This is a genomic window from Jeotgalicoccus marinus DSM 19772 (genome assembly GCF_000425825.1).
GTDB lineage: Bacteria > Bacillota > Bacilli > Staphylococcales > Salinicoccaceae > Jeotgalicoccus > Jeotgalicoccus marinus.
Genome location: NZ_AUEE01000020.1, coordinates 1 through 12,065 on the forward strand (window position 1 = coordinate 1; position 12,065 = coordinate 12,065).

Annotated in this window: 13 protein-coding genes and 2 riboswitches; of the genes, 6 read left to right on the top strand and 7 right to left on the bottom strand. The window is 36.8% G+C overall.

The features are described 5' to 3' along the window. Positions 1-1,013 precede the first annotated feature (1,013 nt). The gene (locus H624_RS0108875; protein WP_026867266.1) at positions 1,014-2,321 is read right to left on the bottom strand and encodes an NtaA/DmoA family FMN-dependent monooxygenase; all 1,308 of its coding nucleotides are present in this window, start codon (positions 2,319-2,321) and stop codon (positions 1,014-1,016) included. A gap of 12 nt (positions 2,322-2,333) precedes the next feature. After that, entirely contained in the window at positions 2,334-3,083 is a 750-nt protein-coding gene (locus tag H624_RS0108880; RefSeq protein ID WP_026867267.1) for a 3-oxoacyl-ACP reductase, read from the bottom strand. Positions 3,084-3,189: 106 nt separating this feature from the next. Further along, positions 3,190-3,292, bottom strand: a riboswitch (TPP riboswitch). 234 nt (positions 3,293-3,526) lie between these two features. After that, positions 3,527-3,636, top strand: a riboswitch (TPP riboswitch). Between the two features lie 172 nt (positions 3,637-3,808). On the opposite strand from H624_RS0108880, the gene H624_RS0108885 reads away from it, so the two are divergent. The 4 genes from H624_RS0108885 (at position 3,809) to H624_RS0108900 (ending at position 6,366) form a co-directional block, all read left to right on the top strand. Beyond that, entirely contained in the window at positions 3,809-4,297 is a 489-nt protein-coding gene (locus H624_RS0108885) for a thiamine phosphate synthase (RefSeq protein WP_240921812.1), read from the top strand. A 95-nt stretch (positions 4,298-4,392) separates the two neighbouring features. After that, positions 4,393-4,593 carry a sulfur carrier protein ThiS gene (gene thiS, locus H624_RS0108890; protein WP_026867269.1) on the top strand — a complete coding sequence of 67 codons (201 nt, stop codon included), beginning with the start codon at positions 4,393-4,395 and terminating at the stop codon, positions 4,591-4,593. 1 nt (position 4,594) lies between these two features. Next, positions 4,595-5,362: a thiazole synthase gene (locus H624_RS0108895; RefSeq protein WP_026867270.1), complete on the top strand. Its 768-nt coding sequence runs from the start codon at positions 4,595-4,597 to the stop codon at positions 5,360-5,362. Then, positions 5,362-6,366 carry a HesA/MoeB/ThiF family protein gene (locus H624_RS0108900; RefSeq protein ID WP_026867271.1) on the top strand — a complete coding sequence of 335 codons (1,005 nt, stop codon included), beginning with the start codon at positions 5,362-5,364 and terminating at the stop codon, positions 6,364-6,366. The genes H624_RS0108895 and H624_RS0108900 overlap by 1 nt, the downstream gene beginning before the upstream one ends. Positions 6,367-6,768: 402 nt before the next feature. Here the strand turns inward: H624_RS0108900 and H624_RS0108905 are convergent, their stop codons facing one another. The 4 genes from H624_RS0108905 to H624_RS0108920 form a co-directional block, all read right to left on the bottom strand. Continuing rightward, a complete protein-coding gene (locus H624_RS0108905; protein WP_198687200.1) occupies positions 6,769-7,911 on the bottom strand; it encodes a cation:proton antiporter in 1,143 nt (380 codons plus the stop codon). A 1,020-nt stretch (positions 7,912-8,931) separates the two neighbouring features. Then, positions 8,932-9,189, bottom strand: a complete 258-nt coding sequence (locus H624_RS12260; RefSeq protein WP_051220554.1) for a YgjP-like metallopeptidase domain-containing protein — start codon at positions 9,187-9,189, stop codon at positions 8,932-8,934. A 455-nt stretch (positions 9,190-9,644) separates the two neighbouring features. Then, complete coding sequence (locus H624_RS0108915) at positions 9,645-9,902, bottom strand: hypothetical protein (protein WP_026867273.1); 258 nt, start codon at positions 9,900-9,902, stop codon at positions 9,645-9,647. Between the two features lie 8 nt (positions 9,903-9,910). Beyond that, positions 9,911-10,294, bottom strand: coding sequence for a protein kinase family protein (locus H624_RS0108920; RefSeq protein WP_026867274.1), 384 nt, complete (start codon positions 10,292-10,294; stop codon positions 9,911-9,913). A 289-nt stretch (positions 10,295-10,583) separates the two neighbouring features. On the opposite strand from H624_RS0108920, the gene H624_RS0108925 reads away from it, so the two are divergent. Further along, positions 10,584-11,126 carry a hypothetical protein gene (locus tag H624_RS0108925; RefSeq protein WP_026867275.1) on the top strand — a complete coding sequence of 181 codons (543 nt, stop codon included), beginning with the start codon at positions 10,584-10,586 and terminating at the stop codon, positions 11,124-11,126. A 17-nt stretch (positions 11,127-11,143) separates the two neighbouring features. Beyond that, complete coding sequence (locus tag H624_RS11990) at positions 11,144-11,803, top strand: PDDEXK-like family protein (protein WP_026867276.1); 660 nt, start codon at positions 11,144-11,146, stop codon at positions 11,801-11,803. A 14-nt stretch (positions 11,804-11,817) separates the two neighbouring features. On the opposite strand, the gene H624_RS0108935 is transcribed toward H624_RS11990, so the two are convergent. Further along, on the bottom strand, positions 11,818-12,065 hold a 248-nt coding region (locus H624_RS0108935), incomplete at its 5' end, for a DNA mismatch repair protein MutT (RefSeq protein ID WP_026867277.1).

Below are 12,065 nucleotides of genomic sequence, written 5' to 3' on the forward strand. Positions count from 1 at the left end.
TTCGAAGTGGCAGCAGGAAGAGTCGCTGAGAACTTCTTTGGTTCTAACTAAGGCTACTGGGATAAAGATCTTACAGTAGAAAAATTATTTGAAAATGAAGAAGCTATTCTAAATCAAGATGGATATAAGAGTTTAGAAAATACTGTTGATGTATCGAAATGAATGACTGAATATAACACGGGCTGGTAGTATATATACGAAGATACCAAGGTTTGAAAATTACATTTAAAGTCGTTAGACTACATTAATTTAGAAGGATTATTCTGAAAACTCAAAGTGACATTCAATCAAATTGTTAAACGTCCGCATCGAAAAATGATAAGCCGAAGTGTATCATAAGTAATCCAGGAACTAGATTTGATTAGGACAAGAAAACTTGTTATATACTCACCGCCCTAAATTGTTAGAATGGTGAGTTAAGTATCAAGACACAATGAAATTTCTCAAATTATAAGTCTTTAAATTTTATCTTATCACTTTCTCTATTTTTATTTATCAAATCCTCTATATATAATCCCATAAGTACTACAACTTGAAATAGGATTAAACTAGCACCAAAAGTGAGTGACACTAAATGGTATAGATAGGGCTGTAGAAGCTATCAAAATAAGGCTTGGTAAATCCATTTATTCATCTGTTTGTTTTTAACAAAATAAACTTCTAAATGGCCGAAAGATATACCTATTAATAAATATACTATTATATAATTATTCACTTTCTGAACCCTGATTTCTTTTTTGACATTGGAATGAATAATTAAATTTTCTCTGTCTGCAGAAAAATGATTTATATAAGCGAAAACCTGAGTCTCAGCTGTTAATGTTTTTTTGTGAGTTTTGACTTCATCCTCGCTTACCGGGATATTAATAAGCAATTCAGCCCTTATAACCTTCGTACTTGGGGATCGGGGACATAAGTTCTCAAAAGTTATTATTTTTTCTGGAGATATTTATGTCCCAGCCTCAATATGAAAACACAACGTAAAATTGAGATGTACCTATGAATCATTCAGCTTAATACTTATCGAGTTCCAGCATTTCTCTAAACGTTTCACCGTTATAATCTCTTCTAAAAATGCCGCGTTTTTGCATTTCCGGAATGACTAAGTCGACAAAGTCTTCAAGACTTCCCGGGAGTGTTGGTGGCATCAAGTTAAATCCATCTGCGGCACCTTCATTCATCCATCTTTCTAATTCATCGACAATTTCTTCAGGAGTGCCAATGAGTGTTAAATGTCCACCTCCAGCGTTGAGATAACCGAGTAGTTCTCTGACTGTGGGATTTCTGTCTTCTATAATTTCTAAAACAGTTTGATAACGTCCAACAGGTCCTTTGAATTCTTCGACTGGCGGCAATTTTGGTACTTTTTCGTCGAGTTTCCATGATTTTGTATCTTGCTGAATAAAGAATTCGAGCTGATTAAGTGCAGTATCAATTGGAAGTAGGTTGTCTAATTTTGCTTTCTTTTCTTGCGCTTCTTCTCTTGTTTTACCCACGTAAGTCACTAGTCCCGGAAATACTTTGATATAGTTGTCTGGACGACGGCTTTCTTTTATGGCTTGATTTAATTTTTCACGATAAATATTTGCTTGTCTTAAATTCCAAGAAACTGAATAGACAGCATCAGCATATTTCGCAGCCAGTGCAACACCTTCTTTTGAAGACCCGGCTTGCATAGCCACTGGCTTACCCTCTTTTCTTAAAGGTAAAGTTAGCGGACCTTTAACTTGGAAGTTTTCACCATTGTGATTGAATGGCTGAATATTCTTATTTTTAGTAATTGTGTTATTTTCTTTATCTGGCTTGTAGCTTTCAATTGACCACGATTCAAATAATTTATTCATGACTTCAGCAAATTCATCCGCTTTCTTATAACGAACGGCTCTCTCAGGCAATTCAGGTATACTGTGGTTTTGTGCTTCGCGGTCGGTCATTGAAGTCACCAGATTCCATCCCATGCGTCCTTTTGTTATGTGTTGCAGTGTGAGTAATTGTCTTGCTGTGGTAAATGGGTTATTAAATGTACCTGAAATAGTTGAAACAAGTCCAACGTTATCTGTGACTTTACTCATAGCAGTTAATGCAATCATTGGGTCAAAATAACTCGCTGGTAATTCTGTTGGACTATCTGCGGGGAAGGCTTGTGAATCTGCGAAAAATACGGCATCAAATTTTCCGCGTTCTGCAATTTTTGCCAGATTTTCATAATATTCAATTGTCGTGAATTCATTGACACTCGAATCGTCTTCTAACCATGCTGCCTGATGGTGACCCACACCATACAATAAAATTCCTATATTTAACTGTTTAGAATTATTCATAATATATACCGCCTAGTTCATAGTAAGTCCGCCGTCTACCGTGATGTTTTGCCCTGTAACCCCATCTGCTGCCTCAGAACAAAGATAAACAACCATATTAGCAACGTCTTGTGGGGTTGTTACTTTTCTCAATGGTGTGGACTGTGCGATTAAATCAAATACTTCTGGTGTTGTGACTGCACTTGCGTCTGTTGTTTTCAGTAAACCGCCAGAAACAACATTTGCTCGGATACCATACTGTCCAAGTTCTGCTGCAACGTTTCTGGTGAACCCAATTAAAGCAGCTTTTGCAGTGGTGTACTCGTGATATGGTACTACAGGATTTTGATATAGATTAGTTCCAATACTAATAATTGCACCGTCTTTACGTTCTAAAAACTGTGGTATTACACTTTGTGATACGTTGAATGCAGCTTTTAGTGTCCCGTCTAACTGTTGCTCGTAATCTTTATAAGTCAAATCTTTGAATGATTTTTGAGCGGTTGGATCAAATTTAAAGTTAACGAGTGCATTGTTTACAACAACATCAATCTGTCCGAAATGTTCAGTTCCTTTTTTAACTAACTGCTCAACTGCTTCACGGTCTGTAATGTCCGCTTGAATCGCAATGGCTTGTGCTCCAATTTCGTTTTTTAACTTCTCTGATTCTTCTTTACTGTTGTTGTAGTTAATTATGACATTAAAACCTTTTTCACTTAGTGCTTTTACGATATAGCTACCAAGTCCTCTTCCACTTCCCGTTACTAAAACTGTCCTTGTCAAATAAATCACTCCTATAATTTTTTAGAATAAAAAAAATACGCAGCCTTCATAGGAAAGTTACGTACCGAGAGTAAATTATATGCCCGCAAAGACATAGATATACAACTGTATCGATGTAACACTTTCCTACGCCAGTTTTAACTGGATCAGGTTCAAAGGGTCTGAGGTTACCCTCATCTCAGTTTATAAAAACGCCCCTAGTGCGAATCTATTCTATTTAACATCATTGTATTACTTTACGAAGATACGTCAAGTAAATCACAAATTATGTGAATTGGAACAAACACAATTCAAATTCAATTCTGTAACTGTACTGCTATCTAGTTCTTATATGATTGAGTAAATGTTAAAAGATAGTTATCAGTATAATTAAAATATAATTTTATTTGCAATATTTAACTTTTTAGAGTAACTTGAAGTTATTGATTGGAAAATTAAATAGTTAAGACCACTGGAAGTGTCTTTGAAAAAGGCTGAGATTAAAGTGTAGACTTTGGGATTCCGGGAACCTGATACAGTTCATACTGGCGTAGGAAAGTGGCGAAAGTAATATGTGTTGATGCATACTTGCGCTGTTTTTCTATATAGAAAAACAGCGCTTTTTTATATTAAGGGGTGACATAATGCTTATTGCAATTACACATTTTAAGATATTAATTTCCAAGGACATTGTTCATTTCAATACGATTTCATCCTGTATCGATTATCTTTTACTTCGTACACCCATGTCCGACAACGAGTTATCATCTTTCCTTTGTCAGCTTATTCAATCAGGTTTCCCTAAAGAAAAAATCATCATTCACACTTCGACTAAATTGCTGGAATCTTTTCGTTTAACTGCCATCCACTTTAGAGAAAACGATCCAACTGCATTAACGTATAAAAAAGAACATCCGGATATTTCAGTCAGCATGTCTGCTCATTCATCTGAATCTGTCAAGAAAGCACAGGACAATCATCTCGACTTTGTATTATACGGGCATATATTTGAATCGAGTTCAAAGAAATCTTTGCCGCCGCGTACACATCAAGAAGTACGTGATGCACTTTCTTATGAAATTCCGGTCGTTGCACTTGGCGGTATCAATTTAACAACTATCAATCAATTACCGGCAGGTTTCAGTGGTATCTCGGCAATTTCTGCATTTATGGATGCATCACCCAATCAAATCACCAGATTAAAAGAAGAATGGCAAATATTAAATTTGATGTAAGTAAATGCTCCATTGCTTAGACACTATAACTTGGTTAATATATTTCCCAGCTGTCGCAGTACTTAAAAAACTCTCATTTGAAAGGATGAAACAATATGCAGTGCACCGTCAACGGAGAACTCCATTATTTTGAAAAGGATATTACCATAGCTACCCTGCTGGACCACCTGGATGTAGATGATAATCGTATTGTAGTGGAACACAATGGGGAATTGATAAAAAAAATTGTATTTAAACAACAAGCAGTGAAAAATAATGATCGACTTGAATTATTAGAATTTGTAGGAGGCGGATAATATGTTAGAAATTGGAGATTTAAAATTTAACTCAAGGCTATTTTTAGGTACTGGAAAGTTCTCAGATGAGAAAATACAGGCCGCTGCAATTGAAGCGTCAGGTACAGAAGTGCTGACTTTCGCTGTCAGACGTATGAACTTATTTGATAAAGACCTGCCCAACCCGCTGGCAAATATTGATTTAAGAAAATACACGACATTTCCGAATACAGCAGGGGCGAAAACAGTGGAAGAAACTGTACGCATCGCAGAAATCGCAAGACATGCGGGTGTCTGTGACATGATTAAAGTTGAGGTTATTGGTGATGATAAGACATTACTGCCTGACCCAATTGCGACATACGAAGCGTGTCAAATACTGCTGGACAAAGGTTATACAGTCTGTCCATATATTTCAAACGATGTCGTGCTTGCAAAAAGACTCGAAAGACTTGGTGTTCATGCAATCATGCCGCTCGCTTCTCCTATAGGTACGGGACGCGGTATTAATAATCCATTGAATTTAAGATATATTGTAGAACAATCCAGCATCCCTGTTATTGTGGATGCAGGAATCGGTTCACCCAAAGATGCGTGCTATGCTATGGAGCTGGGTGCAGATGCGGTATTATTAAACACCGCTGTATCGAATGCCAAAGACCCGGTTAAAATGGCAGAAGCGATGAAGCTTTCAATTGATGCAGGGGTACTGGGTTATGATGCAGGACGTATTCCGGTTAGGTATTCTGCACAGGCCTCAAGTCCTGCTGAAGGACTGGAGTTTCTTTAATGGAGAGATACGACAGACAAATGAAGTTTAATGAATTTGGAGAGAATAGTCAAAAAAATCTGATGTCAGCCACACTGATGGTGATGGGCGCCGGTGCACTTGGAACACACGTTTCTGAAATGCTTGTGCGTATGGGTGCAGGTAAACTCATCATCATTGATATGGATATTGTTGAAATGACCAACCTGCATCGTCAGGCTTTATATACTGAAAAAGATGCAGAAGATATGACGCTGAAAGTTAATGCTGCCAAAGAAAAATTGTGTCAGATAAACCGTAATGTTGAGATTGTACCGATCAATGCAGAAATAAATTCCAGTAACATCTCCGCAATCTTAAGAAAGTATCAGCCGGATATTGTAATTGACAGTATGGATCATTTTGAAATTCGATTTCTGATTAATGAAGCCTGTCATAAGCTTGATATCCCCTGGGTATATGGTGCTGCTGTAGGCAGTAAGGGAAGTGTCTACGGGATTGATTTTAAAGGACCTTGTTTAAAGTGTTTGATGGAGACTCTGCCATCGACGGGGGAAAGCTGTGCAATCAACGGTGTGCTTCCTCCTGTAATTTCCCTCATTGCCAGTATGGAAGTTTCTGAAGTCATTCGTTATTTATCAGGAAAAGGTTTTTCCAAGCAGCTCATTACTGTAGATACTTTTAAAATCGGCTTTCAAACGATAAATATAGATGAATTAAAGAATGAAGACTGTGTGGTCTGTAAGAATCGGATATATGAACAGTTGAATAAAAATATGCTGGCCACTGTACAATCTAATTGCGGAAGTGTATATACACTCAGGTTCGACGAATCGGTTTTCAATCAGGAGCTGCCCGGTAAAACTATCAGGGCAAGTGCATTTGTTAAGTTATTGACTTATAAAAAATATAAGCTGACCTTATTTAAAGATGGGAGAATGAATGTTCATGGCATCTCTCGAAAAGAAGAAGCCAATGCTTTATATCAAGAAATGATTGAGAAACTGAGTGAATACCCTGTATAAAAATATAGTGTGAACTATCTCAAATAGATGAGTTTTTATAGTGTTTTAGAAATACTAGACAAAGAATTAAAAAGGCATCCGTTATTTCTATAGGGTGTTGAATTAGGTGAAGATACGGTAATCAGAAGGGACTATTTATTACAAATTTTGGTGGAACGTTAAGAGAAAACCGCATCATAAAGTGATACGCTGAAGCTTATCACAAGTAGTGCGTGTTAAGACACAATACGCACATGTGGTAACCAGAAGCGTATCACGAGTAGTGGGTGTAAGGGATAAATTAAATCACAATTGTAATGAAATAGAAAAGCGGAGATTGATACCAATCTCCGCTTTTCAGTGCCTAAAATCCCTAGAACTACGTGCTCAAATACTACGTCCCTCACCACTTATTATGCATATTCAGCTACTCTTCGTCAGAATGAGTTTTGCGATAAGGGGGAAGATGAGCACCGTCACTGCCCCGCCGGTCACCATAGTAGCAGCTGTTACCTGATCAATGATCTCCGAAGACGCAGCAACTTGTGTTACCGCTACGATAATCGGCAGTCCGGTAGCGGAATATAAGCCTAAAGCAATCTGTTCTCTCGATGATTCGATACCCGAATATGTGTTGCTCCAACGTTCTCTAAGGAATACCACCAAACCGCGAACAATCGCAATCAATGCGACGAATCCCAGCAGAAGTTGCCATTCCCCGAGTACCTGACCGAGGTTAATTGCCATTCCGCTGGTGACAAAGAAAATCGGAATCAGGAAGCTAAATCCTACAATCTCAACTTTGTGTGCAATTTCCTCCCCGTGTTCCGGATCAAAAGTCTGGAATACAACGTTGAGCAGGAGCCCTGCAGAGAATGCGCCCAAGGCGATATCAAGTTCAAATATTGCTGTGACTAACATTAGAGTAACCAATGCAAAGACAGTCATCCTCAGCGTCGTTTGCATTGTTGTATTGGATGCCGATACAACAGCTTTTCCAAGCAGTGGGACCTTTCGAATGAATCGTATTGGAATGCCGACTACGAAAACAGCAATCATGGCGAAGAAAATCAGGACCAAGGAGGCCTGCCACGGTGCAAATGCGGAAAGCAACAATGACATGGCCACGATTGGCAGCAGCTCTCCGTATGCGCCGTGCGTCATCGCCGCCCTGCCCAGTGGGGTATCCATCCCGCCTGAGTCCTTCAGAATAGGTAATAATGTTCCCAAAGCCGTTGAAGTGGAAGCGATAGCGAGCACTATAGCTACACGGATATCAAAATCGGTAAGTAAAAGACCGGCACCAACGCCCAATACGGCGCAAATTATCCATGTGAGGGCGGCATGCTTACCTTGGCGCGCACGCATATCGGAGGTGCTGACTTCAAAACCTGCCAGCAAAAACAGAAAACCCATACCGAGTTCACGAAGAAACGCCACGGCCTCAGTCTGCTCAGCTAGCCCGAGCATGTTGGGACCGATGATGACTCCGAATGCAAGCAGCCACACCACATCAGGCACATATTTACGCGAGATGAGTGCAAATATCGGTGCGAGTGCTGCCATCAGCACTATCCACCATACTGAGGTAAGGTTATCGATTAATAGATGATGATCGGGCATATTTAAAACTCATTTCATATAGTATTTTCCCCGTACCAGGGAAGAGTTGCTATGTAGTTGCTGTAATCGGTTCAATTTATCAGGAGTCAATGGAATTGCACGCGCATCATAAACATTTGATTTTTATAAACTTAAAGGGTTTCCCAAAGAAATCCCCGGAGGTAAATATTTTATTCCTTTTGATGTTATAATATCAATCTCTTAGATTAATTCAAATTATAACAAATTCTGAGTTATAATTTGAATTTTATTTTCGTTAGTTACTGGCTAGAAAATGGCATGAAGGAAACAGTAATGGAAATGAGTTTATGGCTTACAAAAATCATCTTGTATTCTCTAGGGAAGTTCGAATGATTAATGGGCTATAATTGCAGCTGGTAGAGGATTTTGCATCTTACTCAAAATGATGCTTTAGTTCAATTGGGTTGGAAAATATTCCGCAAGTAAACAAACGCTCAGAAATAATCTGAGCATTTTTTATACTTGCCGGTTATATCGTTAAGTAACTATTGAAATGTAGGCTAATCAGGTTGTTATTTACACTGTTTTATTTCTCCAATCACCCGAACCCGTTAATTATAGTCCTAACCTTTTCTTTTAAGTTACATTATAAAACACTGTATATAGAATTTTTAACTTTATTACTTTATTACTTTATTACATTTTAGCTATTACTCCTCCATCGATAACGAATTCTGATCCAGTTGAGAAACTCGCATCATTTCACAGCGAATTTAGAAGCACTGTAAGCTAAGCCGCCCTTGACACCTCTTAACTCAGCAAGATGAATATTTGTTACAGTCAAACCTTTTAGGGGTACGTAATATACAAGAGCTTGAGCAACTCGAAAGAGTTGCTTTTAATCTATCATCTTTAAAATTGGAAAGGGATAGTTTTTATTTTTTATTACCTGTGAGCGTGGCATCACATTCATCATCTCCTGAAAAATATTTGCACGCTCCATCACTTTTTTGTGCCGTGTACCTTATACCAGGTGATCATCTTTTGTTCCAGGTGATACTGAACTGCTTCTTGAGACCAATGGTTCGGCACTGGGGCGATGAATCGGCCCTGTTGGTACTGTATTGAAGCGTCTTTTATATTTCCTCGCTTTACTTTCAAACGATAATTGCGGCCTAAGTACGATAGTTTTTCTCCACTGACAAATTCCGTCGGTTGCACTGTACCTTTAACTTCATTTAATTCCTCAATCTTTTGCATGATTCAGGGTGCTTTCTTAAGCAGCACCTGGCCCAGCTTTTGTTCATCTATATCTGCCGGTGAATGGACTTCTACACCATTAATCAGATTGGCTGTGATTTTAAGGTCATTACGTACCTCATTGTAAATACTATAATAAATCTCCGTGGATCCATATTGTATGGTTGGCATAATGTACCTACTTTCATCATCTTACTCTTATAGCATTATACCAAAAATACATCTATGTATTAGCAAAACAAAATTAAGGAGATGTGTTTCTAGTATCTTAGTAACATTAGAGGCATACTTTCTTAATGGTGAACATTGAATTTTATAACTATAATAATTTATGGATGAAAACTATTCAAAATCATCTTATATAGTATAAGCTAAGGAGCAGTATTGTTATTATATCGAGAAGGTATAAAGGAGTTCCATCTGTTAAATCGATTCTTTATTAGATGGGGTTATTATTAAAGGTATTCTGTTTTGATAATTAGAGAGTATAAATTATTGTCTATGTGATTTACTAGCTCTTCTATGAATTTTTCTTCAATAAGAATTTCATTGTTTGGAGAAATATCAACATTTTTAAGATGTTTTCTTATAATATTAACCAATGATGAATCATCTGTTACGAAGCCACCTTCGTGTACGATGCAATTCCTTATTTCTTTGACATTCTTCAAGAATATCCAGTCTTTACCTTGGTCTGGAAATTTAATATTCATATCATCTTTTATATACTTTCTTGCCTGGTCAATAATTGAATTTTTAAAAGTGATTTTAGGATCTTTTTTCGACAGAAACTTATTAATTGGTGTTCATAAAAAGACCATATGCTTAGAAGCAGAGATCTTCGAATTATATGAGGATAATGATTGGTATATGGGTCTTTAATATCATCCATACTACTTATTTCTCTCTCAAATTCAATTAATTCTCGCTCAGTCATTGAATCATCAGAATATTTCTCAATGAAATCCTCGATATCTTTGTCGATTATTTTTGATTCCCCACTGATTTTCTCTTCAGAATAGCAGTAAAGACTTAAAAAATTATTCAATTGCCCTCTTATCCTAATCTCACACAGAGCTTCTTTACCTCTTTTAAAAATACCCAAAAAACTACCTCCAAAATCTTTATTTATAAATATTTATACTATTAACTCGGCCAGTTTACTACCTTTCCTCTATCATTTATCATGTCTTATACTTGTGATGCTAGCTTAATTATTACAATTCATTACTTCGACTACATTAAGATTAAATTCATTTCCCTACTTTAGTCTAATAAATAAAGCATGGCTTACTAAGTTATTAATTTAATATGACTATCCAAAACAAAAGCACCTTTCTCACTACGCCTAACATAGTATAATCAAGTTAATAATATTTAGGAGAGATAGGAAAATGAAGAAGTTTTTATTAATACATGCCTTACTTTTAATATTACTCCTTAGCGCTTGTGGAACTACAGAAGGTGAAGCAAATATGGGCACTCAAAATGAATTAGAGTCCGAAGCAAAAGATGGTCAATATAAACTTATAGAAGAAAGTTATGAAACCACAATGGAGACAGTAAATATCAATCTAAGTGATGGCATTTCTGCAGCAAGCAAATTCGATGAAGACGAATATTCTCTTTTCATGGTAATTGAATTAGAAATTGAGAATACAGGGAGAGATACAAGAATTGTACCTATGTATGATGCCAGTTTAACAACTAATAATGGTCATAACGTGAATGTTGGAGAAGATGGCTTTCCTTTAAACATAAGTACAGAAATAGATGGTGAGACTTCTGTCAGTGGAGACTTTCGTGTGAAATTACCAGGGGAAACGTTAGAAACTTTAAGTCATGTAGACCTCATACTTCCTTCAATAGAGAGGGAAGACGGCTCAAAAGTGTCTGGTGAGAGCGAAATTAGAATTCATTTTTCTGAGGAAATATAAAAGGGAGTAAGTACACGTTGAATTTTAATTATCTTAATAATAATATCTTCATAAATTACAGCCCCTTACTGCAAAGTAGGGATATAGAAAAAGATTTTAATATATTCCAAGTTGCCGGTTTTCCGCATTACGAGGTCGTTTCAAGTCGTGTGTTAGAGTTTTTCTTTGACCCAAATGAATCACATGGCCTTGGAACCCTCTTCCTGGAGGCATTATCTACTTTTCTGGTTTCTGGGAAAGATGTGGAATCTTTTATTAACACTGATTGGGAAATAGAGAGAGAAGCAATTACCAGTAATAATAAACGGATTGACCTCTTACTGAAATCAAATGATTATGTAGTTGCTATTGAGAATAAAATCTATGCAGCAGAATATAATGACTTAAATGATTACCTTAACCACGTTAAAAGAGAATTCAGCATCAAAAACAACTATGGCTTGGTACTGAGTCTTCATCCTACTACATTTAATATCAAAGGATGGAAGAATATAACTTATCAGCAGTTTTTCGAGTGTATTAATAAAATCTTAGGAAGCTATTTTATTGGCAGTAACACAAAAGGTTTAATGTTTCTCCATGATTTTATTGAGAACTTAAAAATTTTGGGTAATCGGAAAATAGTGTGGAATTTTTTATCTGAACCCCTCTTTTTACTAATCCCCCCGTTAACTTAACAAGGATTTACTTTTTAACGAATAAAAGCTAAGTCATCATTGGCAAGGGCGTCATTTAACCATTGAGGATGCATTTTCAATAAGTCTCTTGGTAAACTTTGTTGTTCAAAAAATTGAATTTCTTGTGACTCAGAAGAATTACATCGTAGTTCACCCCCAGTAATTTCAGCAAGAAAACAAGTTGTTATAAAATGCACTACTCTTCCATTTGGATAAGTAAAAACCTGAGAATCAGGCTCAGAGTACACACCTATAAGCTTTT